This window comes from Pseudomonas sp. G5(2012) (assembly GCF_000408945.1).
GTDB lineage: Bacteria > Pseudomonadota > Gammaproteobacteria > Pseudomonadales > Pseudomonadaceae > Aquipseudomonas > Aquipseudomonas umsongensis.
The window spans coordinates 42,834-69,499 of record NZ_APIO01000033.1 but is presented as its reverse complement, the minus strand read 5'-3'; the positions used below and the strand labels follow the sequence as shown (position 1 = coordinate 69,499).

The 26,666-nt window shown below is 58.5% G+C and carries 26 protein-coding genes; 8 read left to right on the top strand and 18 right to left on the bottom strand.

The window, feature by feature from the left end; translation table 11 throughout:
* Positions 1–92 precede the first annotated feature (92 nt).
* Positions 93–1,838, bottom strand: a complete 1,746-nt coding sequence (locus PG5_RS10825) for a phosphoethanolamine transferase CptA (RefSeq protein WP_020797162.1) — start codon at positions 1,836–1,838, stop codon at positions 93–95.
* Between the two features lie 197 nt (positions 1,839–2,035).
* Positions 2,036–2,212, bottom strand: a complete 177-nt coding sequence (locus PG5_RS34420) for a DUF6026 family protein (RefSeq protein ID WP_020797161.1) — start codon at positions 2,210–2,212, stop codon at positions 2,036–2,038.
* 273 nt (positions 2,213–2,485) lie between these two features.
* Here PG5_RS34420 and gnd point away from each other — a divergent pair, with 273 nt between their 5' ends.
* Genes gnd through PG5_RS10810 form a run of 3 tightly spaced genes read left to right on the top strand, consistent with a single transcriptional unit; the run spans position 2,486 to position 5,804 of the window.
* Complete coding sequence (gene gnd / locus PG5_RS10820) at positions 2,486–3,466, top strand: phosphogluconate dehydrogenase (NAD(+)-dependent, decarboxylating) (RefSeq protein WP_020797160.1); 981 nt, start codon at positions 2,486–2,488, stop codon at positions 3,464–3,466.
* Entirely contained in the window at positions 3,463–4,986 is a 1,524-nt protein-coding gene (zwf, locus tag PG5_RS10815) for a glucose-6-phosphate dehydrogenase (protein ID WP_020797159.1), read from the top strand. Before gnd ends, zwf begins: the two co-directional genes overlap by 4 nt.
* Positions 4,983–5,804 (top strand): Cof-type HAD-IIB family hydrolase, encoded by an 822-nt coding sequence (locus tag PG5_RS10810; RefSeq protein ID WP_020797158.1) that lies wholly within the window; start codon positions 4,983–4,985, stop codon positions 5,802–5,804. Before zwf ends, PG5_RS10810 begins: the two co-directional genes overlap by 4 nt.
* 115 nt (positions 5,805–5,919) lie before the next feature.
* On the opposite strand, the gene nhaB is transcribed toward PG5_RS10810, so the two are convergent.
* From nhaB to PG5_RS10795, 3 genes are all read right to left on the bottom strand, one after another.
* Positions 5,920–7,422, bottom strand: coding sequence for a sodium/proton antiporter NhaB (nhaB, locus tag PG5_RS10805; RefSeq protein ID WP_020797157.1), 1,503 nt, complete (start codon positions 7,420–7,422; stop codon positions 5,920–5,922).
* Positions 7,423–7,500: 78 nt separating this feature from the next.
* Positions 7,501–8,790, bottom strand: coding sequence for a delta-60 repeat domain-containing protein (locus tag PG5_RS10800; protein WP_020797156.1), 1,290 nt, complete (start codon positions 8,788–8,790; stop codon positions 7,501–7,503).
* A 283-nt stretch (positions 8,791–9,073) separates the two neighbouring features.
* Positions 9,074–9,340: a hypothetical protein gene (locus PG5_RS10795; protein WP_033041741.1), complete on the bottom strand. Its 267-nt coding sequence runs from the start codon at positions 9,338–9,340 to the stop codon at positions 9,074–9,076.
* Positions 9,341–9,683: 343 nt separating this feature from the next.
* Here PG5_RS10795 and PG5_RS10790 point away from each other — a divergent pair, with 343 nt between their 5' ends.
* Positions 9,684–11,009: a sigma-54 dependent transcriptional regulator gene (locus tag PG5_RS10790; RefSeq protein ID WP_020797154.1), complete on the top strand. Its 1,326-nt coding sequence runs from the start codon at positions 9,684–9,686 to the stop codon at positions 11,007–11,009.
* 160 nt (positions 11,010–11,169) lie between these two features.
* Here the strand turns inward: PG5_RS10790 and PG5_RS10785 are convergent, their stop codons facing one another.
* From PG5_RS10785 to pnuC, 8 genes are all read right to left on the bottom strand, one after another.
* Positions 11,170–12,450 carry a hypothetical protein gene (locus PG5_RS10785; RefSeq protein WP_042955334.1) on the bottom strand — a complete coding sequence of 427 codons (1,281 nt, stop codon included), beginning with the start codon at positions 12,448–12,450 and terminating at the stop codon, positions 11,170–11,172.
* Positions 12,451–12,496: 46 nt separating this feature from the next.
* Entirely contained in the window at positions 12,497–13,243 is a 747-nt protein-coding gene (locus tag PG5_RS10780) for a hypothetical protein (protein WP_020797152.1), read from the bottom strand.
* A gap of 33 nt (positions 13,244–13,276) precedes the next feature.
* Positions 13,277–13,957, bottom strand: a complete 681-nt coding sequence (locus PG5_RS10775; protein WP_020797151.1) for a C39 family peptidase — start codon at positions 13,955–13,957, stop codon at positions 13,277–13,279.
* A 61-nt stretch (positions 13,958–14,018) separates the two neighbouring features.
* Entirely contained in the window at positions 14,019–15,536 is a 1,518-nt protein-coding gene (locus PG5_RS10770) for a hypothetical protein (RefSeq protein WP_020797150.1), read from the bottom strand.
* Positions 15,537–15,587: 51 nt separating this feature from the next.
* Positions 15,588–16,166: a hypothetical protein gene (locus PG5_RS10765; RefSeq protein ID WP_020797149.1), complete on the bottom strand. Its 579-nt coding sequence runs from the start codon at positions 16,164–16,166 to the stop codon at positions 15,588–15,590.
* 1 nt (position 16,167) lies between these two features.
* Positions 16,168–16,545, bottom strand: coding sequence for a hypothetical protein (locus tag PG5_RS10760; protein WP_020797148.1), 378 nt, complete (start codon positions 16,543–16,545; stop codon positions 16,168–16,170).
* 394 nt (positions 16,546–16,939) lie between these two features.
* A complete protein-coding gene (locus PG5_RS10755) occupies positions 16,940–17,464 on the bottom strand; it encodes an AAA family ATPase (protein ID WP_020797147.1) in 525 nt (174 codons plus the stop codon).
* The gene (gene pnuC / locus PG5_RS10750) at positions 17,461–18,024 is read right to left on the bottom strand and encodes a nicotinamide riboside transporter PnuC (protein WP_020797146.1); all 564 of its coding nucleotides are present in this window, start codon (positions 18,022–18,024) and stop codon (positions 17,461–17,463) included. The genes PG5_RS10755 and pnuC overlap by 4 nt, the downstream gene beginning before the upstream one ends.
* 285 nt (positions 18,025–18,309) lie before the next feature.
* Here pnuC and PG5_RS10745 point away from each other — a divergent pair, with 285 nt between their 5' ends.
* Together PG5_RS10745 and PG5_RS10740 are read left to right on the top strand one after the other, a co-directional pair.
* Positions 18,310–19,140 carry an undecaprenyl-diphosphate phosphatase gene (locus tag PG5_RS10745; RefSeq protein ID WP_020797145.1) on the top strand — a complete coding sequence of 277 codons (831 nt, stop codon included), beginning with the start codon at positions 18,310–18,312 and terminating at the stop codon, positions 19,138–19,140.
* Positions 19,137–19,547, top strand: a complete 411-nt coding sequence (locus PG5_RS10740) for a DUF1294 domain-containing protein (protein WP_020797144.1) — start codon at positions 19,137–19,139, stop codon at positions 19,545–19,547. Before PG5_RS10745 ends, PG5_RS10740 begins: the two co-directional genes overlap by 4 nt.
* 11 nt (positions 19,548–19,558) lie before the next feature.
* Here PG5_RS10740 and PG5_RS10735 read toward each other — a convergent pair whose 3' ends face one another.
* Both PG5_RS10735 and PG5_RS10730 read right to left on the bottom strand, forming a co-directional pair.
* A complete protein-coding gene (locus PG5_RS10735) occupies positions 19,559–19,918 on the bottom strand; it encodes an MmcQ/YjbR family DNA-binding protein (protein WP_020797143.1) in 360 nt (119 codons plus the stop codon).
* Positions 19,915–20,823, bottom strand: coding sequence for a LysR substrate-binding domain-containing protein (locus PG5_RS10730; RefSeq protein ID WP_020797142.1), 909 nt, complete (start codon positions 20,821–20,823; stop codon positions 19,915–19,917). Before PG5_RS10730 ends, PG5_RS10735 begins: the two co-directional genes overlap by 4 nt.
* Before the next feature lie 132 nt (positions 20,824–20,955).
* On the opposite strand from PG5_RS10730, the gene PG5_RS10725 reads away from it, so the two are divergent.
* Complete coding sequence (locus PG5_RS10725) at positions 20,956–21,567, top strand: FMN-dependent NADH-azoreductase (RefSeq protein ID WP_020797141.1); 612 nt, start codon at positions 20,956–20,958, stop codon at positions 21,565–21,567.
* A 183-nt stretch (positions 21,568–21,750) separates the two neighbouring features.
* Positions 21,751–22,788 carry a dienelactone hydrolase gene (locus tag PG5_RS10720; RefSeq protein WP_020797140.1) on the top strand — a complete coding sequence of 346 codons (1,038 nt, stop codon included), beginning with the start codon at positions 21,751–21,753 and terminating at the stop codon, positions 22,786–22,788.
* A 27-nt stretch (positions 22,789–22,815) separates the two neighbouring features.
* Here the strand turns inward: PG5_RS10720 and PG5_RS33335 are convergent, their stop codons facing one another.
* The 3 genes from PG5_RS33335 to PG5_RS10705 form a co-directional block, all read right to left on the bottom strand.
* Positions 22,816–23,256, bottom strand: a complete 441-nt coding sequence (locus tag PG5_RS33335) for a tail fiber domain-containing protein (protein ID WP_080725356.1) — start codon at positions 23,254–23,256, stop codon at positions 22,816–22,818.
* 159 nt (positions 23,257–23,415) lie between these two features.
* Positions 23,416–24,612 carry an MFS transporter gene (locus tag PG5_RS10710; RefSeq protein ID WP_020797138.1) on the bottom strand — a complete coding sequence of 399 codons (1,197 nt, stop codon included), beginning with the start codon at positions 24,610–24,612 and terminating at the stop codon, positions 23,416–23,418.
* Positions 24,613–24,903: 291 nt separating this feature from the next.
* A complete protein-coding gene (locus PG5_RS10705) occupies positions 24,904–26,490 on the bottom strand; it encodes an ABC-F family ATPase (RefSeq protein WP_033044478.1) in 1,587 nt (528 codons plus the stop codon).
* Positions 26,491–26,666 lie beyond the last annotated feature (176 nt).

Here is a 26,666-nt window from a genome sequence, read left to right as displayed (position 1 = left end):
CGATGGCGATGGATCAATCAACATCAATGTTGACTGTGCCGACGTCATCGCGAGCAGGCTCGCTCCCACAGGTTTGAATGGTGTTGAAAGGACTACTTTTGCACGACTTCAGGCAAGACTGGCGCAGCTTTTGGCTTGATCAGGCTGAAATCGATCAAGGGCCGCTGTTGCCGCTCATAAGGGTTGCCGATCAGCAATGGGCGCGCCTTGAAGCTGTCGCTGACCACGCTCTTGCTGCGATCGAGTTCATCGAAACTCAACCCCGCCAGGTCTGCCCAGGTATGGATCATGTGCGAACTGCTGTACGGGCGCCCCAGGTCGCCGGCAAAGTTCCAGTCGTGGGTTTCGCGCCACTTTGGCGAGGCCCAGGCCATGAACGGGATGGTATACATCGGCGCCGTCGGCTTGCTCTCGTTGCGCCCGAGGGTGCCATGGCCAGGGGAGTCGAACACGTCTTCGCCGTGGTCGGAGAGGTAGAACAGGAAGCCATTCGGGTCAGACTTGGCGAAGTCCTTGATCAGGCTCGACACCACGAAGTCGTTGTACAGCACGGCGTTGTCGTAGCTGTTATAGGTGGGCAGTTGATCGTCCCTTACGCCGGCCGGAACACCGTTGCGATCCTTGAACTTGTCGAAGGTCGCAGGGTAGCGGTACTGATAGCTCATGTGCGTGCCAAGCAAATGCACCACGATCAGCTTGCGCGGTGCCGCGTCGGCCAGGGCCTTGTTGAACGGCTCGATCACATCGCCATCGTACTGGGCGGCATTCTGGTTGCGATTGTTGTTCAGGTACACCTGTTCGTCGGCCTGCTCGGAAAAGGTCGTGAGCATGGTGTTGCGCTTGGTCATGGTCTGCTGGTTGGTGATCCAGAACGTCTTGTAGCCAGCCTGTTTCATCATGGCGACCAATGACGGCGTGGACAGGTACAGCTCAGGGTTTTCTTCGTCGGCGAAAGTCAGAACCTGTTGCAATGCCTCGATGGTGTAGGGGCGCGGCGTGATGACGTTATCGAAGACCGCCAGTTGGTCCTTGAGCTTGTCCAGTTCCGGGGTGGTTTGCCGAGGATAGCCGTACAGGCTCATGCGCTGTCGGTTGGTGGATTCGCCGATCACCAACACGAGGGTGGCGGGCTGGTTGGCCGTCGAATCCTTGAAGTTGTGCAGTGGTGCGGCCTTGCTCGCGCTGTGCAGCATCTGCTGCATGTTGGCCAGGGTATCGAGGTAGCGGTGATAGGCCACGGCCATCTGCCACGGCACAGCCGGCTCGATGCGTGTTTCGAATTTCTCGAAGCCCTCGGCGAAGCTGCCGGTACGCAGGGTTTGTTTGACCAGCGGATAACCGACCACGCCGACCAGTATGGCGGCGGCCACCGCCAGGGCCTTGGCGCGAGGCAGGTACACCGGGCGCAGGCGTGTCCACAGGAAATAGCCGACCGCGGTGTGCGCGAGGAAGGCCGGAACCATCCACCAGGCAAAATACTGGGTCATGTATTCGCCAGCTTCGGACACGTTCGACTCGAACATGATGAAGATGACGCTTTGGGAGAATTCCTGCTGATAAATGAAGAAGTAACCGAGGCTGGCCATCGAGCACGCCCACAGCACCACGCCGATGACCGCGGCCATCACTCGGGTTTGCCTCGGGAACAACAGCATCGGCGCCAACCAGATGGCACTCATCACGAACGCCTGGCGAAACCCGGTGAAACCGGAGGTGCCGGTCAGCTGGATCAACAGCTGGGTGATGCCGGAAAAATACCAGAAGAACAGGAACAGCCAGAGGAACCCTGCCCAATCGAAACCTTCCGCAGACGAATCGCTGCGTTTAAACCAAGTCATTCAACGCTCCAGCCAGTAGTCACTCGTACCGCCAGGCCACGCAAGCGCCGAAAACGGCGGCCGCGCACAGTCCAGGCGGCGCACAATGCGCCGGAGTATCAACAGGCGAATGTGAAAATTTCGTGAGTGATCGCAGGCAAAAGGGGATACGGCGCGCCGGAAGCAGTGCAGTACTACTTCCGACAAAGGCGAGGAGATCAGGCGTGCGGTGCCCGCTGGGGCAATGGCAAGGGCTGTTGGCCCTGAATCAGCAAGCGCAATTGCGCCAGCTCCTGTTTCAACTGGTCACGCTCGTCTTTCAACTGACGCAATTCATCGCGACGGATAGTGACGTAAAGGGTTTGTGCTGGCAGTGCGGTGTGTACTGTGCCCATTGCTCACCTCGCAAATGGCGTGTCTCAACTGTAGGTTGGCCGCCGAAATCGGTGGCTCATCTACTATCGGCGCCAATTTTGATTTCTTTTGCCCCTGAAGGGAACTTTTTTATTTTTCATGGTCGTTGTGTCTTCGGCACGATTCCCGACGTTATCCATCAGGATCGGGCACAATGCCCGGAAACTTCATGCCAACGCTCTGGACTAACCTCATGAGTCGCGTTGGGCTATAACCTTTGACACACTTTTATTTGTAGTAGGGAGCATCAGCACATGCAACTCGGGATTATTGGACTGGGCCGCATGGGCGGCAATATTGCGCGGCGCCTGATGCTCAACGGACATACCACCGTTGTGTACGACCGCAATACCGCCTTCGTCGATACCTTGAGCAGCGAAGGCGCCACCGGCGTCGCCGATTTGCCGGCCCTGGTCGCTGGCCTGGCCAAACCACGAGCGGTGTGGGTCATGTTGCCGGCAGGCGCACCGACCGAAGACACCATCGACACCCTGAGCACCTTGCTCGAAGCCGGCGATACCATCATCGACGGCGGCAACACCTTCTATAAGGACGACATCCGCCGGGCCAAGACCCTTTCGGAAAAAGGCCTGCACTATATCGACGTCGGCACCTCCGGCGGTGTCTGGGGCCTGGAGCGCGGCTATTGCATGATGATCGGCGGCGATACGCAGACCGTTAAGCGTCTTGATCCGCTGTTCGACAGCCTCGCGCCAGGCATGGGTGATATCCCGCGCACCAAGGACCGCAAATCCGATGACGATCGCGCCGAGCGCGGTTACATCCACGCCGGTCCCGCCGGTGCCGGGCATTTCGTCAAGATGATCCACAACGGCATCGAATACGGCATGATGCAGGCCTTCGCCGAAGGTTTCGACATCCTCAAGACCAAGTCCAGCACCAAGCTGCCGGAAGACCAGCGTTTTGACCTGAACGTCGCCGACATCGCCGAAGTCTGGCGTCGGGGCAGCGTGGTGTCGTCCTGGCTGCTGGACTTGACGGCCGACGCGCTGGCCAGCGATCCGAAACTCGACGGCTTCTCGGGTTCCGTGGCTGACAGCGGCGAAGGTCAATGGACCATCGAGGCCGCCATGGAGCAGGCCGTGCCTGTACCGGTGCTGTCGAACTCGCTGTTCGCCCGCTACCGCTCCCGTGGCCAGGGCACTTTTGGCGACAAGATTCTCTCGGCCCAGCGCTTCGGCTTCGGCGGCCACGTGGAGACCGCGAAAAAATGACCCATGGGATCCGCAGGAAATCCAAGACTGAACCCGCGCCACCCACCACGCTGTTCCTGTTCGGCGCCCACGGTGATCTGGTCAAGCGCCTGCTGATGCCGGCGCTGTACAACCTCAAGCGCGACGGTTTACTCGGGGATGGCTTGCGGATCGTCGGCGTTGACCATAACGCCATCAGCGATGAAGGCTTCGCGCAAAAGCTCGAGGACTTCATTCGCAATGAGGTGGCCGGCAAAATCGGCAAGGGCGATCAGGCCCTTGACCCGGCTGTGTGGGCCAACCTCGCCAAAGGCATCAGCTACGTCCAGGGCGATTTCCTGGACGACGGCACTTATCAAGCGCTGGCGGCAAAAATCGCCGCCAGCGGCACTGGCAACGCGGTGTTCTACCTGGCCACCGCGCCACGCTTTTTCAGTGAAGTGGTGCGCCGTCTCGGCGCGTCCGGCTTGCTGCAGGAAAGCCCCGAGGTGTTTCGCAGGGTGGTGATCGAAAAGCCTTTCGGTTCCGACCTGCAGACCGCCGAGGCCCTGAACGCCTGCCTGCTCAAGGTCATGACGGAAAAGCAGATCTACCGTATCGATCATTACCTGGGCAAGGAGACCGTGCAGAACATCCTGGTCAGCCGGTTCTCCAACAGCCTGTTCGAAGCGTTCTGGAACAACCATTACATCGACCACGTGCAAATCACCGCCGCCGAAACCGTCGGCGTCGAAACCCGTGGCAGTTTCTACGAAAACACTGGCGCCCTGCGGGACATGGTGCCCAATCACCTGTTCCAGTTGTTGGCGATGGTGGCCATGGAGCCACCGGCCGCGTTTGGCGCCGATGCGGTTCGCGGCGAGAAAGCCAAGGTGGTCGGCGCGATTCGTCCCTGGTCGGTGGAAGAGGCCCGGGCCAATTCGGTGCGCGGCCAGTACACCGCTGGCGAAGTCGATGGTCAGCGACTGCGCGGTTATCGCCAGGAAGACAAGGTAGCGCCCGACAGCAACACCGAAACCTATGTCGCCCTGAAAGTCATGATCGATAACTGGCGCTGGGTCGGCGTGCCTTTCTACCTACGAACCGGCAAGCGCATGAGCGTGCGCGACACCGAGATCGTCATCTGCTTCAAACCTGCGCCTTATGCGCAGTTCCGCGATACCGAAGTCGATGAGCTGGCACCCACCTACCTGCGCATCCAGATTCAACCCAACGAAGGCATGTGGTTCGACCTGCTGGCCAAGCGCCCCGGCCAGACCCTGAAGATGGACAACATCGAACTGGGGTTTGCCTACAAGGATTTCTTCGAAATGCAGCCGTCCACCGGCTACGAAACCTTGATCTACGATTGCCTCACCGGCGATCAGACCCTGTTCCAGCGTGCCGACAACATCGAGAACGGCTGGCGTGCGGTGCAGCCTTTCCTGGACGCCTGGCAGCAGGATGCCAGCGTGCAGGGCTACGCTGCAGGCGAAAACGGACCGCAAGCCGCCGAAGAACTGCTGGCTCGCGATGGTCGCGTCTGGCACGGCCTCGGATGAGTGACGAGTCGCAACAACCCATCCGCTTGCTGCTCAGTGACATGGACGGCACGTTATTGTTGCCCGATCACAGCCTCAGCCAACGCACCATCGACGCGGTCCGTTCGTTGCGTGAAGCCGGAGTGTCGTTCAGCCTGGCCACGGGGCGTCCACCCAGGGCCATGTTGCAAACGATCGAGGCCTTGGGCGTTGACCTGCCCACGGCAGCCTTCAACGGCGGCACCGTCGTTCATCCCGATGGCAGTTTGCTCGTCGCGCATTATTTACCGGCCGCGGCGGCATTGATGACCCTGGCGCTGTTCGCCGATCAACCGGAGATCGAAGTCTGGGTGTTCAGTTGCGGCGACTGGCTGGTGAAAGACGCGACCGGCCCCTTGGTGCCGCGCGAACAACACGGGCTGGGATATCCGCCAGTGGTGGTCGAAAGCTACGAACCGTACCTGGCCCGCATCGACAAGATCGTCGCCGCCAGTAACAACACGCAGTTGCTGGTTGAGCTGGAGGCCCGGTTGCTGGCGAAAGTTGAAGGCCAGGCCCAAGTCTCGCGTTCACAGCCGGTGTATCTGGACGTGACTGCGATGCAGGCTAACAAGGGGCAGGCGTTGGCGACGCTGGCCGAGTTTCTCGGTGTGCCGCTGGAGCAGACAGCGGCCATGGGCGATGGCGGCAATGACCCGGCGATGTTTCATGTGGCCGGGTTGTCGATCGCCATGGGCCAGGCGGAGGACGAAGTCAAACGTCAGGCCGATGTGGTAACGGGGACCAACACCGAGGACGGGGCGGCCCAGGCCATCGAGCGCTACATCCTCCCTCGATAGCCACACAATCCAAATGTGGGAGCGGGCTTGCTCGCGAAGGCGGTGTGTCATTCAACAATAATGTTGCCTGGCACGGCCCCTTCGCGAGCAAGCCCGCTCCCACATTTGTTAAGTGTTACAACCAGAAACTCACGGCATACCAACCCAGAATCCCCATCACCACGGTATATGGCAACGCCATCCACACCATCCGTCCATACGACAGGCGAATCAGCGGTGCAATCGCCGAGGTCAGCAGGAACAGGAACGCCGCCTGGCCATTGGGCGTCGCCACGCTGGGCAGGTTGGTTCCGGTATTGATCGCAATCGCCAGCGTCTCGAAATGTTCGCGGCTCATGTGCCCGGAGAGGAAGGCCTGTTTTACCTCGGTGATGTAGATGGTGGCCACGAACACGTTGTCGCTGATGGCTGAGAGCAAGCCGTTGGCGATGTACAGCATGCCCGGTTGTTGGTCGGCGGGCAGGGCCAGCACCCAATGGATCAATGGCGTGAACAACTGTTGATCGTGGATCACCGCCACCACGGCGAAAAACACCACCAGCAACGCGGTGAAGGGCATGGCGTCCTTGAATGCGTTACCCAGGCGGTGCTCGTCGGTGATTCCGGTGAACGCGGTGATCAGCACGATCACCATCAGCCCGATCAGGCCCACTTCCGCCACATGAAAGGCCAGCCCGGCAATCAGGACCAAGGCCGCCGCACCTTGCACGAGCAACGCAGCACGCTGGCGGGAAGTGCGCTCGGCATTGTCCTGGGCGGCGTAGTTGGCCAGCACGGTACGAACGTTGTCCGGCAGCAACGTGCCATAACCAAACCAGCGCAGCTTTTCCAGCAGGACACAGGTGACCAGGCCCGCGACCAGCACAGGCAAGGACACCGGCGCGATCTGCAGGAAAAATTCGGCGAAGTGCCAGCCCATTTCATGGCCAATCAGCAGGTTCTGCGGTTCGCCCACCAGCGTGCACACACCACCGAGCGCAGTGCCCACGGCGCCGTGCATCAGCAGGCTGCGCAAAAACGCGCGGAATTGCTCGAGGTCGGCGTGATGCAGGGTGGGCAGGTGCTGGTCATCGCTGTACTCGCTGTCCTGGCGCGGATCGCTGCCCGAGGCGACGCGGTGGTACACCGAGTAAAACCCGACGGCGGCACTGATGATCACCGCGGTTACGGTCAGGGCATCGAGAAACGCCGACAGGAACGCCGACAAAAAGCAGAACATCAGCGCCAGCAGGGCCTTGCTGCGTACCCCTAGCAGCAGGCGCGAGAACAGGAACAGCAGCAGGTCTTTCATGAAGTAGATACCGGCGACCATGAACATCAGCAGCAGGATCACCGGGAAGTTGTGCAGCAACTCGTCATAGAGTGCCTGGGGCGTGGTCATTTTCAACAACAGCGCTTCGACCAACAGTAGGCCGCCGGGCATCAGCGGATAACATTTGAGGGCCATGGCCAGCGTAAAAATGAACTCCAGCACCAGCAACCATCCAGCCACCACCGGGCCTGCGGTCCATAACGTCACGGCGTTGAGAAGCAGGAAACCGACAATGCAGGCCTTGTACCAGCGCGGTGAGTTGCCGAGAAAATTGTGCGCGAACGCCTGGGCCATCGAGCCGGACATCGGCTACTCCTTGAGTTAAGAAGCGCGCAACTTGCCGTAAGCCGAACAGAAGATCAAGCGTAGGAAAAGTCTATCGAGTTAGCCCAAGTAGCGTGCGACGATCGCCCGATAGGTACCGTCCAGCGAATAGCCGCCGACGAGGATGTTGCCATCATTCTGCACCGCGATTGAAGTGGCTGTGTCAAGGCTGCGGCCCAGTCGGGTGCGTACAAATCCGCTGCCGTCGCCAAAGTCGCCATCGAGCTGCCCGCCCGGCAGGTATCGGCCCAATACAAAGTCGGCCTCGACGCCGCCAATGGTGGCGCCCGCGGTCAACACGCTGCCGTCCGGCTGCATTTGCGCGGCAGTCCATTGGCAACCGCTGCGACCGATTTCCAGTAATTGCGCCTGGCCGCCATTGCAATGATGATCCGGGCGTCCATTGGCATGCATTTTCATGGCCATGCAGCGCATGGGGTCGCGGCTGCTGCCAAAACATTGCACGTCGCCGTTGGCCTGCTGGACGATTTGGCTGACCTGGGCACTGTGTCCGCATGCCAGGAAACTCATGAAGCCATCCAGGGCAAAACTGCTGTCCAGGCTGCCATCGGCATGATAGCGGGCCACCAGGCCTTCTTCCGGGAAATTGATTGAGCCACCCACCAGGATGCGGCCGTCGCCTTGTACCGTCACACTGCTGAGCCAGGTATTCATCAGCAGGTGCCTGACCATCACAAAGCCGCGGCCATTGAAGCTGTTGTCCAGCGCGCCCTCTGCGGTCAGCCGTATCAACATGGCGGCATGATCGGCGAGTTCGAAGTGATGATTGGTCACCAACAGTATGCGACCGTCGTCCTGCACGTCGACGCCGCAGGCCTCGGCGCCTGGTACGCCCGGGGGTAGCCAGACGTCGCGCATGCCCTGGGAGAAGTTGCCTGGCAGCCGCACGACGCGACGGCCATTGTCGCCAAAACGCTTGACCGGTTGACCCAGCGAGTCAAACAGCGCCAGCGCGGGGAGTGTGCAGTGTTCGCTTTCGTATTGCAGGCCGACGATCAAGATGTGCCCATTGGGCAGCACCTTTACCTTTCCCGCCATGGCCTCGAAACCCGGCTCGAATTGCCCGATGACACTGCCTTGTTTGCCAAAAGCCAGGTCCGCTGAACCGTCCCTGAGCAAACGTGCCAGGCCAAAGCGGCTGCCACCAGGCAGGGTGACCTTAGCCGCCACCAATAGCCGGCCCTGTGAATCAATTGCGATGTCGTTTGCCAAGCTTGAAGTGCTGCCGAAGAAATACACCTGGGCGGTGCCTTTGGCAGCGAAGGAAGTGTCTAGCTTTCCAGCATCACGGACAATTGCCGGGAAAGCCAAAACAGACTGGATTGACATGCACGCATCTCCTTGCGAGTCGTCCTTATCCAGAAGTTGGGCGGTGGCGACTTTCTAGAGAATATTCAATCCCTGAATGATTAAATGCACAACTGTCATAACTAACAGACGGAGGGTCGTTGTGTGCCACAACAGTGTCTTTTCGAACCAATGGCAAGCCAGCAAAGAATTAAGGGCGCGTCGAAGTTCAAGTAAGAAAGCGTCTTGAGTGCGCTTGGCGTGAAAAAACAGCCAAATAATTCCAGCCAGGGATGCGGATTACCTGGCGTAATCCGCCATACAGTTATTGCGGCATCGACCATGATTGCAACGTGTAGCCTTCTTCGCTCAGCTCGGCGCGGGCCTGTTGCAGCAAGCACTCAAGCTGCGCTGGATCGGTATAGGCGCTGCTCGGGATCTGCTTGCGTCCAATATTGTTATTGGTGCGGTCGATCACGGTGAGGGTCAGTTCGCCATTACCGTCTTGTGGGGCCCAGGCCACGCATTTGAACGGTTTAAATGCGCGGTCGGCAATCAAAAGAGCTTCGTTGACACGGAGTGGGGCGTTCATAGGTCGTCTCTCTATAGGCCCAGTCAAGTCAATTGCCGTCGGTTGGGCTTACCGTTCGGCTGGTTACTTGTACTGATGCCCGCAACCGGGGTTCAGGTCACACTCAAGCAAAAGAAATTTCAACTTTCTTTCGCATCCCAAGGATACAGCCTCGCGTTGAAAGCGTAATGAAAGAAAACTTTCGTCAGATGGCTGGAAAATCCCGCTTCTTATAACTCTTTATCTAGAGGGCCTATAGTCAAACGGTACAAGCGTCCGTCAAATTCTTGCTAACGTTACAGCCAGGTCCGCCAAATGACTGTTTTTAATAAAAAATCCTAAAATTTGGCGTCAAGGAAATCACATGAACGAAGCGCCTGCGTTACGTCGTTTATTAGTGGTGGATCCCTGCGACGACTGCCATCGTCTGCTGCCGGGATTACGCTCCGTGGGATGGGACGTTGATAGCTGTTCGCTGGACAACGCCGCCGATCGAAGTTGTGACGTGGGCTTGTTACGATTACAGCCCTTTCACCTTGAGCATCCGGATACCGTCAAAGAGGTGATCAGCCGAAGCGGTACCGAGTGGATCGCCGTACTCAATCAGGATGTCCTGCGGCTACAGAATGTCGGGGACTTTGTCTGCGAGTGGTTTTTCGATTTTCATACCTTGCCGTTCGATGTCTCCAGGGTCCAGGTCACGTTGGGTCGGGCCTTTGGCATGGCGCGCCTGCGCGGACAGGGCACGGTTCATATCGATCAGCCTGAGCACGAACTGCTGGGCGACAGCAAGCCCATTCGCGAATTGCGCAAGTTACTGAGCAAGCTGGCGCCCACCGAATCGCCGGTGTTGATTCGTGGCGAAAGCGGTACTGGTAAAGAATTGGTGGCGCGTACGCTGCATCGACAATCCCTGCGCCACAGCAAGCCCTTTGTCGCTATCAATTGCGGGGCTATTCCCGAGCACCTGATCCAGTCCGAGCTGTTTGGCCACGAGAAGGGCGCCTTTACGGGTGCCCATCAACGTAAGGTCGGGCGGATCGAAGCGGCCAACGGCGGCACGCTGTTTCTCGACGAGATCGGTGATCTGCCCCTGGAACTGCAGGCGAGCCTGTTGCGGTTCCTCCAGGAAAAACACATCGAGCGGGTGGGCGGCAGTCAGCCGATTCCGGTGGATGTGCGGGTACTGGCGGCAACCCATGTCGATCTTGAAGCGGCGATTGAAAAAAAAGGCTTTCGAGAAGACTTGTATTATCGTTTGAACGTGTTGCAAGTCGCGACCGCGCCCCTGCGTGAGCGCAATGGCGACCTGTCGATGCTGGCCAACCATTTTTCCCATTTCTACAGCCATGAAACTGGCCGCCGTCCCCGCAGCTTCAGCGAAGACGCACTGATAGCCATGGGCAAACATGACTGGCCGGGCAATGTGCGCGAGCTGGCCAACCGGGTTCGGCGCGGGTTGGTGCTGGCCGAGGGCCGGCAGATCGAAGCGCGTGACCTCGGGCTGATCAGCCATCACACCGTTGCCGCGCCGATGGGCACGCTGGAAGACTACAAACACCGGGCAGAGCGCCAGGCCTTGTGTGATGTACTAAACCGCCACAGCGACAACCTGAGCATTGCCGCCAAGGTGCTGGGGATATCCAGGCCGACCTTCTACCGGTTGTTGCACAAGCATCAAATTCGCTGAACCCGATACTGTAGGAGCGAGCCCGCTCGCGATGGACCACAGGACACCACGGGGTGCCAGGCTTCCCGCGTAATCGTTGAGGACCATCGCGAGCATGCTCGCTCCTACAGAAAGAAAAAGCCCCGTTGCGATTGAAGTCGCAACGGGGCTTTGTCGTGGGTCAGAAGTAGTACGGGAATTTCAGGCTGAAGGAAAAGTCCGGCGAGTCGTCGGTCAGGCCGATGGCCAGGTTGGGAACGATCGTAAGGTTGTCGGTGGCGGCCAAGGTCATGCCGATGTTGAAGTTGGCCGAGTTGTAGTCGCTGTTGGAGATCGATTGCCAATCGCCGCCGTCCGGCTTGATCTTGCTCTTGCGTGCGAACTGATCGGTGAAGGAGAACGACATACTCATCTTCTCGTTCAAGGCGAAGGCAATGCCGGCGCCGATCTGCCAGGAATCGCCCAGTTTCACGTCCCCGGGCACCTTGGAATTGACCTGAGGGCTGATGTCGCTGAAAGAGTCCTCCATGTTGTAGGTGTAGGCCAAGCTGCCGAACAGCACGGCCGGGTCGAAGGTCTTGACCAGCGAGATCCCCGGGGTGATCGACCAGACACCATTGCCGGTCGGCAAGTCTTCGGGTACCGCGAGGTTATCGTTGCCCGGGACCTCGATCAGCTTGATACCGTAAGGGTCTTCCCCGGTTGGCGCCTTGATGCGCAGTGTCGCCACCGCGTCGGGCAGGTTGGCCGACTCGTCGAGGAATTTGTAGGCCACGCCAACGTTCACATCGCCGATGGCCGGGTCGCGGGTAACGGTTTCGTCTGAAACCCCGTTGGCGGCGCCGCCGGCGCCACCGGAGGAGTACGTAGACTCGCGATAGATCACGGGGACGTTAATGTCGAACTGCCAGCGTTGCGCTACGTTGTAGCGGGCGGTCAGGTCCAGTGTCCAGTTGTCGGCCTTGATGCGGTCCAGGTTGATGTTGCCGAGAAAAATCGAGTCCAGTGCCAGGAAGCCATTGAGCGTCAGCGCACGGGTATCGTAGTGCGTGTAGGTCAGGCCGGTTTCGACGCTGAACTTGCCACCGCCGAAGAACCCGCTGGCTTCGTCGTACAGGTTGGAAACGCTTTGTGCCGGTTCCGAGTCATCCTTGAGCGCCTGCCCGTAGGAGCTGCCCGTGGTTCCGGGCGCGCCGGTAGCCACCTTCTGGCCACTATTGGGCGATTCCGCGGGGGACTTGGTCAGGCGTTTGGGCGCAGGTGTCGCAGGAGCTTCTTCGACTTGTCGAACGCGCTGTTCGAGGACCATCAGCGCGTTCTGTTGTGCTTCGTAACGCTGTTTCAACTCCATGAGTTCTTGTTTTAGTGCTTCTACCTGGGGGTCCGGTGCTGCGTATAGCAATGGGGCCGGTGCCAGGCTACTCAGACAAACGATAACTCTGAACGTTAACGATCGGTGCATGGGTTAGCCGTCCCTTCTGACTACAGATGATGAGACTGAGCGTAGATCAGAATCCTTGAGTGCGAAGACCTTTGAGCTGGTCCAGGTTGCCGTTCAACGAGCCGGCTGTCGCCATGTTGTCGCGCAGCACGACATTCAACGATGTGAGGTTCCTGACCTGGTTGCTATTGCCGAGCAACGTCGTGTTCTGCATCAACCCGCCCTGGGCCAGGCGTTGCATGGTACTGCCCTGGTTGTTGTTGGCCATGATGTTAAGTTGCACCCCAGAACCGCTCGAGGAAACGCTCAGCGTGCCCGCGCCATTGGAACCGACCAAGGTCGAACCCGCGGCAAGTGCCTGGCCCTGCTGTTGCGTGGCTGGCGCCTGGTTGGCCTTGGTAACGTTGATATCGACGTTGTTGTAGGCACTGTTGTTGTCGCCGGCAGCCCGCACGACTTGAGTGACGCCTTCGGTGCTGTTGAGGCCGCCACCGCCGGTGACCGTGCCGGTGCCGGTGCTTTGGGTACGCGCTGAACCAGTGCCTTTTTCGTCGATCAACGACACATAGAATTGTGGCTTGATGGTCGACTGTTGAATTTGCATCGAGGACGTTGCCCCGATCACTTCCCCGTTGGCGTTTTGCCAGGTGCTGGTCATGGCAATCCCGAAACTGATGATCCGTCCCGGCAAGACATAACGCCCGCGCAGGCTTGCCAGTTCCTGGTCGTTCAACTCAATGGGTTTCAATATTTCTGCATGGATCGGCAGGCTGGCGGCCAGGCAAACGACGGCCAGCCAGATTGGAGTCTTCATTGGATACTCCCCGAGCATCATGCTCGCTTGTTATTAGAAGAAGTCGCTTTGTATGAATCCGAAATCCATCAACTCCGCGTCCTGCACCGGGCTGAAGGTATTGACGCGGTTCTTGGCAGTCAGTGGCAGGGGCGGGTCGAGCAATGCATTATTTTTGTCGTAGCCTTGGCCGATGACGGCAAAGATGATGCCGTTCCAGCCTTTGATAAAGTCATCGACTTTGTAGCGTTTATGCCCGAGTACCGGATCGCCGATATAGACCCAGTCGTTATGGACTCTTTGCATGACCACAAAGTGTTTGTAGCCACGGATGTCCATGAGTACCACCACCGGAATCCTGATCTCCTTCAAAGATTCAGGTGATACACGATAGCCACGCGCCCGCATCCCGAGACTTTCCACGTAGCGCTTCATGTCGAGCATGGAGAAACCCTGGACGCGGACCAGATCCTGATCGGAATGTGACAGCATGCCTTCGATGATCTGTTCTTCGTCTACGTCAAGCCAGTAGGCCTGGCGCAAGATGGTCGCAAGCGCAGCGGCGCCGCAACTGAAATCGGTTTTCTGCTGCACCAGGTCGGCAAATTTGCGCTCGCGAATGCTCTGGATCGGTTTGTACACCACCGCACCGCCTGGCAGGACAGACAGCGGCAGTTGTGCAGCCTCGATCACACTGGACACGCAAAGCAAGATTGCCAAGGCGATAATACGCATGGTGGGGACGCCTTCTGGTTGGGTTGAAAAGGCCCCCGGAAGGGGGCCTCGACTGACAGCATTAGAACGATTGGTTGGAGATGGCCAACGAGTTGCTTTGTTGGTTGCCCACACCAGCAGCCACGTTGACGCCCAGGTTGCCGCTGCCGCCGTTCACCGAACCGCTCAGGGTTGCAGTGTTGGTTACAGGGTTGGCCCAGCCGGTTGGAGTCAGCACTTGATAAGAGTAGGTGTTGCTCAAATCATAAGAGCTGCTTTCGCTCCAGCTTTTCGCTTTTGCGTACTCGGATTCGGACGACTTGCTGCCCGATTTGTCATACGACGACGCGTTGGCTTTCTCGAACGAAGTGTCGAACGATTTTTCGAACGAGGAATCGCGCGATTTGTCGTACGAGGATTCACGGGATTTGTCGTACGAGACATCGAGAGACTTGTCGAACGAGGATTCGCGAGACCTGTCGAACGAGGATTCGCGCGATTTGTCGTATGATTTGTCTACCGACACGTCAAGCGAAGCGCTAAGCGAAGCGGTAAGCGATGCATCGGACTCTCTGCTGCGGGTGCGATCGCCCCAGCCATTGTTGACGGTAGTGGAGTGGGAAGACGCCGCCGCAGCGTCCAGGGAAGCGTCCAGGGAAGCATTCAAAGAAGCACTCGATGAACCGCTTGCACTGCTGCTATTGGAACCACTTGCAGCGCTGCTGTTGGAACCGCTTGCATCCAGGCTGAAGGAACCGCTTGCGCTGCTGCTGTTGGATCCGCTTGCATTGCTGCTTTTGGAACCGCTTGCATCCAGGCTGAAGGAACCGCTGGAGCTAGAGTTTTTGGAACCGGCAGCGGCCCAGCTCGACGAAGCGCTTTGACTGCCGCTAGCCTCGAAGGATTTCTCGCGAGAGGCACTACCGCTTGCGGTTTTGGTAACCGTAATGGTATCCACGCGATAGGTCCGGTCAGCGGTGTTATTCACGATCAAGCCAGGACCGTCCTGGTTGGCGGAGGCGGTGGCTCTTGCGCTACCCAGTGGGGCATTGGTGTTGGCAATTGCCATGGTGTTTTTCTGCTGGTTCAGGTCGCCGCCAGCAATGTTGACACCCACGTTACCGCTGCTGCCATCGGCGGATCCACTCATCACGGCAGAGTTGGTTACGCCGAAGTTGTGGACGACGTTACGGTTGCTGGTTTGCCGCACGTCGGCGGAGGCAGTGGCCGTGCCGAACACGAAGCTGTTGTCGATCGCGGCGTTGTCGGAGGCTGCGTTGGCGATGGCGGCGGCGTTGTCTTGCTGGTTGCCGTTACCTGCCGCCACGTTGACGCCGACGTTGCCACTTGCGCCTTGGGCCGAACTGCTCATCTCGGCCGAGTTTTCTACCCCTTCATTCCAGATGCGATTGTTGGTGCTGCTCTGTCTGTCGTGAGCATTGGCAGTCGCACTGATAGGGATCATTTTTGCAGGAGGGGTGTGGTGGCCTCCGTTGTGATGATGGTTACCACGCCGATCGTTTTGCCCAGCTTGTACAGCAACAGCCATGACCGCAGCAATTGCGAAAACCAGAGGCTTTAATGCCATCGAAGGTTTCATGGTGATTCTCCGTACTTATTTTAGGTTAAGTGTTGTTATTACCTGTTTGGGTCAGTCCACGACCCGTACGCTGAGGGTGTTGGCCATTCGGTTTCCCACCCCGGCGCTCTGATTCAACTGAATGAGCCCACGGCTACCGGTGAAAGCCTGGTCACTGGTGGTGACCTGGCGATAGCCTGGTGCGGAGTCAGTTGGATCGGAGTTGGAGAGCAGCGTCACGTTCTGTTGCATGAGGACGCTGTCATCGATACTTTGCGGCTGTGCGCTGGTGCTGATCCGCAGCGCATTGGCTTGCTGGTTGCTGGCGCCCGCGCTCTGGTTGACGCCCAACGCGCCATTGCCATGGCTGAAGGAGTCGCCTTGAATGCTGGATCGGGCATCCATGTTGGGGTCGACAATGGTGCGTAACCGTTGGCGAATCTCTGTGGTCGCGCTGGCGTTATGACCCGCGGCGATGGCCCGGGCATTAGCCTGTTGCTGCAGGTCGCCGGCCGCCTGGTTGACCGCGAAGTTGCCTTGATACTGCGCGCCCGAACCGTCGATGTCGGCGTTATTGATGACGGGGACGGGGGATTGGGCGAAGGTCGATGCACTGCAAAACATGGCGATCATCAGCAGCGTACGATTCATCTTAACGGTCTCCCGTTATGATTCTCAGAGCGCCCAGGCCCTGCTGGACGTTTGAATTGACCATGTTGGCAATGCCGCTGCCGGAATTGCCCGAACGCCCGGCGGGGAGGTTGGAAAGTTGGGTCTGGGTGCTGATATTGCCGCCCAGGTTGTTGGTGTTTTGCGTCACCAGTCGGGAGATGCCTGCACCACTGGCAACGCCGGCAAAGTCACCGTCACTCAACTCGTTGGTTTGAGCGAGGACCTGTTTGGACGGGTTGGCATTGACGGTCGTGGGGTTAGGGTCGGGAACGAGCGGCGCAGTCGTCGCGTTGCGCACCTGGACATCACGCTTGATGATGATAATGCCGTTGTCCGCTTGTGCAGACAGGCAGGCCATTGAGCTCAGTGTGCATCCGACCAGCAGGAGGCTATGGATTTTGTTCTGGAGTTTCCCCACGGCGGCAATTCCTTCTGTAAGTGGAACGCTGGCCCTTATCAGCGTTGCAGGGGAAGAGAGCAGAAGGTGTGCCGGTTTTTGATTTGTCTTCAATAACAGTGGCTTGGCTTTAACTGTTGAGGTGGAGAAAAACACTTTGTAACGTCACTGAGACAAAGGCGCGCGAAAGTGCCGTCCATGCTGGCGGCATTGCTTGCTAAGGGCGTTTAGGGGGCGTTGTATCAGCGGCTTAACATTTTCTTGAGAAAATGCTTGAGCCGCTCTAGCTTGAGGGTTTGCGCGGGGCGAGGTGTTTCAGTAATGGACATTTTCTGGCAGGGCGGGGGCCGCCCTGTCAGGTGCGTAGCAAGTGTGTCACAGCCTCGAAAGCCATGTCCTTGCGTTGTTGCCAGTCACCTTGCAGTACCTGGTAAGGCTGGCGATGCAGGTCAAACCACTGGCGGCTGGCCTGGAAAAAAGCCTGGCGTTCTTCCAGTTGCGGCTGGCAACGCTGTCCGTCGTCATGCCAGGCCACGGTATCAGGGCTCAGCAGCAGGTGAAGGTCGTAATGGCGTTTCTGCAAAGCCCGTTCGATCCATGACGGGCAAGCGCCGAACAACGTTCGACTCCAAAGTACATTGCTTAACAGGTGCGTATCGAGAATCAACAGTGGCGGCTGTTTCGCCCGTGCCTGATCTTCCCAAGTAAGCTGGCCAAGTGCTATGGGCGTAATGTCTTCGTAGCAGGTTAGCCGGGCTTCATTCTCGATGAAATACCGAACATATTCGCCGACCAATATGCCGCCGAAATTGGCGTAAATCTCGCTCGAAAGCCAGCTTTTGCCACTCGATTCCGGTCCTGCCAGCACCAGCACCTTCATGGGCATAGCACCGGGTCGCTGCGCCATGTCCGCCAGCCTTGAATAGCCAACAGGGCGAACAACCCATACAGGGCAGCCGTCAGGTACATCCCCTTATAGAGGAACAAGCCGACGAAGACGCAGTCCAGGACGATCCACAACGGCCAGCATTGCAGGCGTTTTTGCGCCATCCACCATTGCGCCACCAGGCTGAAAGCCGTGAGGGCGGCATCTAGCCAGGGTTGTGCGGCATCGGTCCAGTGTGCCATGGCGGCGCCCAGCAACAGGCTGCCGAGCGCGCCCAGGGCCAGCCCCGAAGCCACCGCCTGCCCATCCAGCCGGCTGACCTCGCGTCCAAGATGCGCCTGGCCTGCGCGCGTCCATTGCCACCAGCCATAAATCTGCAGCGCGGCATATATCACTTGCAGCAACATGTCCGAATACAGCTTCACCTCAAAAAAGATCCAGCTGTAGATCAGCACCATGACCAGGCCGATCGGCCAGCACCAAGGGTTCTGCTTGACCGTCAACCAGACGGCGATGACGCCGAGGGTAGCGGCAAACAGTTCAAGCCCGGACATAAGTTTCCCTGGAAAATCGAAGAGGGGGCGAATTGTAACCGGATTACCGCGAAGAGGCTTGATGCAGCGTCTCTATCGGGGCCTGCAACACGACAGCATTAGGCGTACTTGTCTGCTAGGATTTCGTCCCGCACGCAAAAACCTGAAATCAAACTGATTTTTCACGAAACTCTGGAGATTTTTGCGTAGGCTTGTGCGCGCGGGACTCAACGACGCTGATTTACAGTAAACGGCTTTGAATAAATTAACGGGGCATGCGTCGACGCATTGCCTTTTGGGGGATTGATGGATCTTTGGACGGCCTTTCAGGCTTTGATTCTTGGCATTGTAGAAGGGCTGACGGAGTTCTTGCCCATTTCCAGTACCGGGCACCAGATTATTGTCGCCGACTTGCTCAACTTCGGTGGTGAGCGTGCCATGGCGTTCAACATCATTATCCAGCTCGGCGCCATCCTGGCGGTAGTCTGGCAGTTTCGTCGCAAGATTTTCGATGTGGTAGTGGGCCTGCCGACGCAGCCCAATGCCCGGCGCTTTACCGCCAACCTGCTGATTGCCTTCTTTCCGGCGGTGGTATTGGGGGTGATTTTCGCCGACTTGATTCACCACTACCTGTTCAACCCGATCACGGTAGCCACGGCATTGGTCGTGGGCGGCATCGTCATGTTGTGGGCTGAAAAGCGCCAGCACGAAGTACATGCAGAAAGCGTCGATGACATGACCTGGAAAGACGCCCTTATAGTCGGCCTGGCCCAGTGCCTGGCGATGATTCCGGGCACCTCGCGCTCAGGCTCGACGATCATCGGCGGCTTGTTGTTCGGCCTGTCGCGCAAGACCGCTACCGAGTTTTCCTTCTTCCTGGCCATGCCGACCATGGTGGGGGCTGCGGTGTACTCGGGGTACAAGTATCGCGACCTGTTCGTGCCTGCGGATTTCCCGGTGTTTGCGATTGGCTTCATCACGGCGTTCATTTTCGCGATGATCGCGGTGCGAGGCTTGCTCATGTTCATCGCCAGCCACAGTTATGCGGTGTTCGCCTGGTACCGCATTGCTTTCGGCTTGCTCATCCTGGCCACCTGGCAATTCGGTTGGGTTGACTGGACCGCGGCCAAGCCATGAATGGTGTCAGCGCGCGCAACGGGGCAAACATCCGCCACCTGCGCCTGAAGCTGCTGGTGTTTGCGATGGTGTGCGCGCTGCCGCTGTTCGGTTCGATGTCGTGGTGGCTGCAAGGGGGTTCACTGATTCCCCTGGCGGCCTACGGTATCGTCAGCGTGCTGGCGTTCCTGCTGTACTGGAGCGACAAGCGCAAAGCGCGCGTTGATCACTGGCGTACGCCGGAAAACGTCCTGCATGCGCTGGAATTCGCTGGCGGCTGGCCGGGCGCCTTGCTCGCGCAGCAAGTGTTTCGGCACAAGACGCGCAAGGTGTCCTTTCAACTGGTGTTCTGGATCATCGTGCTGCTGCACCAGGTGTTCTGGATCGACCAGCTGTTCCTCGAGGCGCAGCTGTTCTCACTGTTCTGATCGAGGCGCTGCTAGAGCAGCAGTCCGACCTGCGTGCGCTTGGGCAACTTGCTCACCACCAGTTGATGAGAACGCTTCAGCAAGCCTTGCAATTCCTCGGCGCCGAGCGGGTAGGGCGTGGTCATGATAATCCATTGTGCCCGGGCCAGATAAGGCGCCGGGTGAATGCCGGGACGGTCGCAGTGCCCCAGAAACAGGTCCTTGTCGACCTTGAAAGCCAGTGACTCGCTGCGCAGGTTCTGCAAGGCAAACATCTTGTTGCCGGCAATCGAAAATACCCGCACGCCACCCCATTTGTAATCTTCACGGGCACCCGGCAAAGCCAGGCAAAAAGCCGCTACGTCGGCCTCGCTCATGCGTCCTGCCTTCATATCAAGCGATCTCCACAGGCATTGAATGTTTCGATCAGATGGTCAAGCCAGGCGCGCACGGCCGGCATCACGCCGCGTCGATGAGGGTAGACCGCCTGCAACCAACCCCCGGGCAGCGACCACTCGGGCAGTAACTGTACCAGCGAGCCATATGCCAGCTCCTGCTCGCAATACATCATCGGCAGCGTCGTAAAGCCCTGGCCAGCCAGTGTGCAGGTCTTGCGCACGATGAAGTCGTCGATGCCCAGCCGCGCTTCAAGGGCCAGGTCGTGTTTTTTGCCCTGGCGATCGACCAGGCCAATGTGCACCAGGCGATCGGGTTCGAGGGCGCCAAGTACCGGCAGGTTTTTCAGGTCGTCGGGATGATTGATCTCGAGCCCCTCTAGAAAGGCGGGGCTGGCGACCATCAGCATCTGCGCCTGGCGCAGGCGGCGAGTCACCAACAGCGGGTCTTCATCACCCGGTTCGCGCACGCGTAATGCAACGTCTACACCTTCGGTCACCAGGTCGACGCGTCGATTGACCAGCATCACCTCCAGCTGCACTTGCGGATACTTCTCGAGGAAGTTGCTGATTACCCCTGGCAGCATCTCGTGAGCCAGGCCGACCGGGGAAGAGACCCGCAAGCGCCCACGGGGTTCGCTGGACATACTGGCCACCGCTTCGTCAGCCATTTCCGCTTCCAGTAGCATCGCCTGGCAGTGGCGCAGATAACGTTCGCCTACGGCAGTGAGTTTCAGTTGCCTTGTGGTGCGTTGCAGTAAACGTGCACCCAGGCGCTCTTCCAGCTCGGCGATGCGCCTGGACAAGCGCGACTTGGGAATCCCCAGTAAACGCCCGGCGGCCGCGAACCCGCCAGCCTCGACGACTTTGGCGAAGTAATAGAGATCATTGAGGTCTTGCATGGGCGTTTTCTCGATCGTTCTACCAGTGAGACAAACTATCGCATTGTTGCAGTCTAATCAGTTATTGGTTTGATCTGTAGGATTGTTTCCATCAGATCGCCCCTGACGGCGATCCTCACCTGGAGATCCCACATGAAACTGCTGCATATCGATTCGAGCATTCTTGGTGACAACTCGGCTTCCCGTCAGCTGAGCAGCGAAGTCGTCAAAGCCTGGCAAGCCGCCGAGCCGTCCGCCGTTGTGACCTACCGCGATCTGGCAGCCGACGCCATCAGCCATTTCTCCTCGACCACACTGGTTGCAGCGGGTACCACGGCTGAACTGCGCAACGCGGCCCAACAGCACGAAGCCGAACTGAGCGCGTCTACCCTGGCCGAGTTCCTCGCCGCGGATGCCGTGGTGATTGCAGCGCCGATGTATAACTTCACCATCCCGACCCAATTGAAGGCCTGGATCGACCGCATTGCCGTCGCCGGCCAGACATTCCGCTACACCGAAGCCGGCCCTGAAGGCCTGTGCGGTGGCAAGAAAGTGGTGGTCGTTTCGACTTCCGGTGGCCTGCACGCCGGCCAGGCAACCGGTGTTGCCCACGAAGACTACTTGAAGGTGCTGTTTGGTTTCATCGGCATTACCGACATCGAATTCGTCCGTGCCCACGGCCTGGCTTACGGTGACGAAGTGCGCGGTAAAGCGATGAGTGATGCCCAGGCACAAATCAGCGAGCAGCTGTTCGCCGCCGCATAAGGTTTGGATAAAGACCCCGCTGTCGCTGCAGGCAATCCCCAAAAAACTCTGTATTCTGTTCACGCAAGTGGCAGATGCGGAGTTTTTTGTTTCTCAGTATTGCTAATTGCGCTTGCAAAATTGTGGCCCGAGTCATGCAGTCGAGGCTTAACGTCTCCGTTCCGTAGCAAGGTGGGGCATCCCATGGTGCGTCTTTGTGCAGCTTTACTGATCTGTCTGCTCGCCAGCCTGAATTCAGTGCACGCCGCACCTGCGCCGCATCCTCACTGGAGCGTCGGTTTTCATGAAATGAGCTTTCTCGATCCGCTCGATCTGCAACCGATGCGGGCCATTGCGTTCTACCCTTCGAGCGCGAAGGAACACTCCAGTCGGCTTGAGGGCTACACCGTCGAAGCCGGCGAAGACACCAAAGTCGCCATGGGCCGGTTTCCAATGCTGATGCTGTCCCATGGCAACACCGGCACGCCATTGGCCCTGCATGACCTGGCCACGTCGCTGGCACGCAAGGGTTTTGTGGTAGTGGCTGTTATTCATCCCGGCGATAACTCCAAAGACCACAGCCGCCTTGGCACCTTGAGCAATTTGTACGGCCGGCCGATCCAGATTTCCGAAGCCATCACCGCGACCCTGGGCGATCCCATGCTCGCGCCTTATGTCAATGCCGAGCAGGTTGGCGTCATCGGCTATTCGGCAGGCGGCGAGACGGCATTGATACTGTCGGGCGCGACTCCGGACCTGGATCGTCTGCGCCGCTACTGCCAGGAGCGCCCGGACGATCGTGATGCCTGCAATACCCAGGGTGAACTGATTGTCGACCGCGATGATTTGCAACCGGTAGCCGACCCGCGCGTCCATGCATTGCTGCTGATGGCGCCACTGAGCCTGAAGTTCGGTCGTCATACCCTGGCCGATGTGCATGTTCCGGTGCTGCTTTACAGCGGCGATGGCGACAAGCTGGTGTACCCCGACAAGAACGCCGCCGCCCTGGCGCGCAAACTGCCCGTCGCCCCCGATTTCAAGCTGCTGGCCGGGGCCGGGCACTTCGTATTCATGGCCCCGTGCAATGACGAGCAGATCGTTGTCACGCCAGCCTTGTGCACCGATGCCGACGGTGTCGATCGAGTGGACATACACCGTAACCTGATCTCCGAAGCCGGACGCTTTTTTTCTCGCACACTGGGCAGAGCGACGCGAGCAGGAATGCAGACCGCCGATCAATGAATGGCAACCAGGCGCTTTTATAATTCGTTACTTGTTAGCCAAGGCTGTTTCCAGGGTTTGAACTCTGGCATTCAGTTCGCGAACGGATTCAATCAATGGTGCAACAAGTTTCTGATAGTCCACTTGCAGGTGATCACCTTCTGTGCGTACCAACTGTGGATAGACCTTCTGTACATCTTGTGCGATCAGGCCAACATCAGGCTGGTCGTTGTGCTTCCAGTTGAATGTCACGCCACGGAGTTTAAGCAGATTCTCCGTCGGGTTTTCCAGGCGCTGGACATTTTGTTTCAGGCGTTCATCGCTGAATGGGCAGCAATCGCCGCCAATGCCACCAGAGTCTGGCGGGCCGCCAACATCATAGCAGACGCCATTGTGGCAGATTTGCTGTTGAACCGAACTTTCGGCATTTGCAGTGGGGGCCAGTAAGAACGCCAGTATTGGAGTAAACACGGTTAGAGCTGTTCGCATCGTCTATTCTTTCCGAGTAAGAATTTAATGTAGGTGTGTCATCCGTGATTTTGTCAAAGTTGATGATTATAACAACGATGGCACTCTGCATTAATTGATGCGTGATATTGCGTGCTAATGTGTTTGCAAATGCTTATAGGGTTGTAATGGTGTATTTATTTAACTAGCAGGACTTGTGACCCGACGTGAAAGCAACAAAGTAAGACAAAGTCCGGTGACGGACAGCAACGCCGCGCACAAGAAGATCCACGGATACCCCAGGTTCAACGCCACCGCCCCCATCAGCGGGCCGGCAATCGCCAGGGCCAGGTCGAAAAACACCGCGTAAGCACTCAAGCCCGCGCCGCGACTGGCGTTGGGCACCTGCTTGATTGCCTCGACGCCCAGTGCCGGATACACCAGCGACAAGCCGAACCCGGTCAGGCCGGCACCGATCAAGGCATAGCCAGTCGAAGGCGCCAGCCACAGCAGCGCCAGGCCGATGGTCTCGATGGTCATACAGGCGATGGCCGACGGGAAGCCGCCAAATCGGCTAATGCTGGAAATGAACAGCAACCGGGCCAGGATGAAACATACCCCGAATACCGTCAGGCAATACGCCGCACCGCTCCAGCCTCGATTGATGTAATAAAGGGTAATAAAGGTGGTGAGGGTGCCGTAGCCGATCGAAGCCAGGCTGAGGCTTGCGCCAAACGGTGCAATGCGCCCGAACACCGCCCAAAAGGGCAGGCGCTCACCGCGCACGACCGGCACCGACGGTTTGTTGCGAATCAGCAGCAGCGCCGCCAGGGCCAGCACCGACAGGGCGATACCCAGGCTGGCAAACCCCAGTTGACCGACCATCACCACCCCCAGCGGCGCCCCGATGGCAATCGCCCCGTAGGAGGCAATACCGTTCCAGGAGATCGAGCGCGCGGTGTGTTCGGCACCCACCTGTCCCATGCACCAACTGATGGTGCCGACCCCGATCAGCCCTTGGGCGATGCCCAGCAAAAGGCGTCCGGCGATCAGGACCAGCAAGCTGATTAAAGGTGCGCTTTGCAACAACACCGACAACAAAGTCAGCCCGCCACTCAGCACAATCCCCGACAGGCCATAAACGATCGCGCGCTTGGTACCGACATTGTCCGACATGCGCCCGGCCATGGGCCGGCTGAGCAGGGTAGCCAGGTATTGCGAGCCAATGGTCAGCCCTGCGACGACGGCACTGAACCCGAGCTGTTCATGGACGTATCCTGGCAACACCGCAATGGGCAGGCCAATGCAGAGGAAGGCGACAAAGGTATAGAAAACGATGGAAACGATCTGCAGGGTGATCGCCATGGAGCTTTGCGGTGGCTGTTCTTGCGCAGACATGAAGGGCTCGTTCGCGGGCGGCGGCAGGAGAACTGCATGATGGAGTGGCGGCGAGATAAAAGAAAGCAGGCTAACTAATTAGGCTTGAGATTTGATCGTTCCTACGCGCTGCGTGGGAATGCCTCAACGGACGCTCCGCGTTCGGCTCTGGATTGGGACGCGGAGCGTCCCGGGCTGCATTCCCACGCAGAGCGTGGGAATGATCTAAAACGTTCGGATAACGCATTCATCCAGATTTCACGCGTTATCGTTAACGTCCATCGCGAGCATGCTCGCTCCTACAGGCTGCTCTTAGAACACTACGCCCTGGCTACGCAGGTAGTCGTCATAGGTGCCGCTGAAGTCAGTCACGCCATTAGGGCTCAACTCGATGATGCGGGTTGCCAGGGACGACACGAACTCGCGGTCGTGGCTGACGAAGATCAGCGTGCCCGGGTAGTTTTCCAGCGCCAGGTTCAGCGCCTCGATGGATTCCATGTCCAAGTGGTTGGTTGGTTCGTCCATCACCAGCACGTTCGGCTTTTGCAGGATCAGCTTGCCAAACAGCATGCGACCTTGCTCACCACCGGAGATGACCTTGACCGACTTGAGGATCTCGTCGTTGGAGAACAGCATCCGGCCCAGGGTGCCACGAATGATCTGCTCGCCCTGGGTCCACTGGCCCATCCAGTCGAACAGGCTGACATCGTCTTCGAAGTCGTGGGCGTGGTCCTGGGCGTAGTAGCCCAGCTCTGCGCTTTCGGTCCATTTTACGGAGCCGGCATCCGGGGTCAGTTCGCCCATCAAGGTACGCAGCAGGGTGGTCTTGCCGATGCCGTTCGGGCCGATGATCGCCACGCGCTCGCCAGCTTCGACGGTGAAGCTGAAGTTCTTGAACAGGGTCTTGCCATCGAAGCCCTTGGACATCTGCTCGATGGTCACGGCCTGGCGGTGCAGCTTCTTGGTCTGCTCGAACCGGATGAACGGGCTCACGCGGCTCGAGGGCTTGACCTCGGCCAGCTGGATCTTGTCGATCTGCTTGGCACGGGAAGTGGCCTGCTTGGCTTTCGAGGCGTTCGCCGAGAAGCGGCTGACGAAGGTTTGCAGTTCGGCAATCTGGGCTTTTTTCTTGGCGTTGTCCGACAGCAACTGCTCGCGGGACTGGGTCGCCGCGGTCATGTACTCGTCGTAGTTACCCGGGAACAGGCGCAGCTCACCGTAGTCCAGGTCGGCCATGTGGGTGCAGACGCTGTTGAGGAAGTGACGGTCGTGGGAAATGATGATCATGGTGCTGTTTCGCACCGTGAGGATGGATTCCAGCCAGCGAATGGTGTTGATGTCCAGGTGGTTGGTCGGTTCATCGAGCAACAGCACTTCCGGATCGGAGAACAGGGCCTGGGCCAGCAACACCCGAAGTTTCCACCCTGGAGCCACTTCGGACATCGGGCCGAAATGCTGTTCCAGCGGAATTCCCAGGCCCAGCAGCAGTTCACCAGCACGGGATTCGGCGGTGTAGCCGTCCATTTCGGCGAATTCGGTTTCCAGCTCGGCCACGGCCATGCCGTCTTCCTCGCTCATTTCCGGCAGCGAGTAGATGCGATCGCGCTCGGCCTTGACCTTCCACAGCTCTTCGTGACCCATGATCACGGTGTCGATCACGGTGAATTCTTCGTAGGCGAACTGGTCCTGGCGCAATTTACCCAGGCGCACGTTCGGCTCCAGCATGACCTGGCCGCCGGACGGCTCGAGGTCACCGCCCAAGATCTTCATGAACGTCGACTTGCCGCAACCATTGGCCCCGATCAGGCCATAGCGGTTGCCGCCGTTGAATTTGACCGAAACGTTTTCGAACAACGGCTTGGCGCCGAACTGCATCGTGATGTTAGCTGTAGAAATCAAAGGTTTTTCCTGCGAAGCATTCAGAGTAGCTAGGGTTGCGGCAGTACCGATTCAGTACCCGTTAACGCTGTTCGACCATGGGACGTACATCCCGGTCAGCAGCGCAAGATCCATCTGGCAATAAGTGGACAGCAGCATTGGGAGCGCTTGGCCCGAGTCGAAGTGCGCTGAGGCCG

What these genes read in the sequence shown, in the direction of transcription:
- PG5_RS10800 (WP_020797156.1), bottom strand. Translation starts at nt 8,790, where the DNA reads ATGTCAATCCAGTCTGTTTTGGCTTTCCCGGCAATTGTCCGTGATGCT.
- PG5_RS10765 (WP_020797149.1), bottom strand. Translation starts at nt 16,166, where the DNA reads ATGAATCGTACGCTGCTGATGATCGCCATGTTTTGCAGTGCATCGACC.
- PG5_RS10730 (WP_020797142.1), bottom strand. Translation starts at nt 20,823, where the DNA reads ATGCAAGACCTCAATGATCTCTATTACTTCGCCAAAGTCGTCGAGGCT.
- PG5_RS10825 (WP_020797162.1), bottom strand. Translation starts at nt 1,838, where the DNA reads ATGACTTGGTTTAAACGCAGCGATTCGTCTGCGGAAGGTTTCGATTGG.
- PG5_RS10720 (WP_020797140.1), top strand. Translation starts at nt 21,751, where the DNA reads ATGGTGCGTCTTTGTGCAGCTTTACTGATCTGTCTGCTCGCCAGCCTG.
- PG5_RS10760 (WP_020797148.1), bottom strand. Translation starts at nt 16,545, where the DNA reads ATGGCCTGCCTGTCTGCACAAGCGGACAACGGCATTATCATCATCAAG.
- PG5_RS10710 (WP_020797138.1), bottom strand. Translation starts at nt 24,612, where the DNA reads ATGTCTGCGCAAGAACAGCCACCGCAAAGCTCCATGGCGATCACCCTG.
- PG5_RS10735 (WP_020797143.1), bottom strand. Translation starts at nt 19,918, where the DNA reads ATGAAGGCAGGACGCATGAGCGAGGCCGACGTAGCGGCTTTTTGCCTG.
- PG5_RS10740 (WP_020797144.1), top strand. Translation starts at nt 19,137, where the DNA reads ATGAATGGTGTCAGCGCGCGCAACGGGGCAAACATCCGCCACCTGCGC.
- PG5_RS10775 (WP_020797151.1), bottom strand. Translation starts at nt 13,957, where the DNA reads ATGCGTATTATCGCCTTGGCAATCTTGCTTTGCGTGTCCAGTGTGATC.
- PG5_RS33335 (WP_080725356.1), bottom strand. Translation starts at nt 23,256, where the DNA reads ATGCGAACAGCTCTAACCGTGTTTACTCCAATACTGGCGTTCTTACTG.
- PG5_RS10810 (WP_020797158.1), top strand. Translation starts at nt 4,983, where the DNA reads ATGAGTGACGAGTCGCAACAACCCATCCGCTTGCTGCTCAGTGACATG.
- PG5_RS10745 (WP_020797145.1), top strand. Translation starts at nt 18,310, where the DNA reads ATGGATCTTTGGACGGCCTTTCAGGCTTTGATTCTTGGCATTGTAGAA.
- PG5_RS10790 (WP_020797154.1), top strand. Translation starts at nt 9,684, where the DNA reads ATGAACGAAGCGCCTGCGTTACGTCGTTTATTAGTGGTGGATCCCTGC.
- PG5_RS10795 (WP_033041741.1), bottom strand. Translation starts at nt 9,340, where the DNA reads ATGAACGCCCCACTCCGTGTCAACGAAGCTCTTTTGATTGCCGACCGC.
- nhaB (WP_020797157.1), bottom strand. Translation starts at nt 7,422, where the DNA reads ATGTCCGGCTCGATGGCCCAGGCGTTCGCGCACAATTTTCTCGGCAAC.
- PG5_RS10770 (WP_020797150.1), bottom strand. Translation starts at nt 15,536, where the DNA reads ATGAAACCTTCGATGGCATTAAAGCCTCTGGTTTTCGCAATTGCTGCG.
- PG5_RS10755 (WP_020797147.1), bottom strand. Translation starts at nt 17,464, where the DNA reads ATGAAGGTGCTGGTGCTGGCAGGACCGGAATCGAGTGGCAAAAGCTGG.
- PG5_RS10785 (WP_042955334.1), bottom strand. Translation starts at nt 12,450, where the DNA reads ATGCACCGATCGTTAACGTTCAGAGTTATCGTTTGTCTGAGTAGCCTG.
- gnd (WP_020797160.1), top strand. Translation starts at nt 2,486, where the DNA reads ATGCAACTCGGGATTATTGGACTGGGCCGCATGGGCGGCAATATTGCG.
- pnuC (WP_020797146.1), bottom strand. Translation starts at nt 18,024, where the DNA reads ATGTCCGGGCTTGAACTGTTTGCCGCTACCCTCGGCGTCATCGCCGTC.
- PG5_RS10780 (WP_020797152.1), bottom strand. Translation starts at nt 13,243, where the DNA reads ATGAAGACTCCAATCTGGCTGGCCGTCGTTTGCCTGGCCGCCAGCCTG.
- PG5_RS34420 (WP_020797161.1), bottom strand. Translation starts at nt 2,212, where the DNA reads ATGGGCACAGTACACACCGCACTGCCAGCACAAACCCTTTACGTCACT.
- PG5_RS10725 (WP_020797141.1), top strand. Translation starts at nt 20,956, where the DNA reads ATGAAACTGCTGCATATCGATTCGAGCATTCTTGGTGACAACTCGGCT.
- zwf (WP_020797159.1), top strand. Translation starts at nt 3,463, where the DNA reads ATGACCCATGGGATCCGCAGGAAATCCAAGACTGAACCCGCGCCACCC.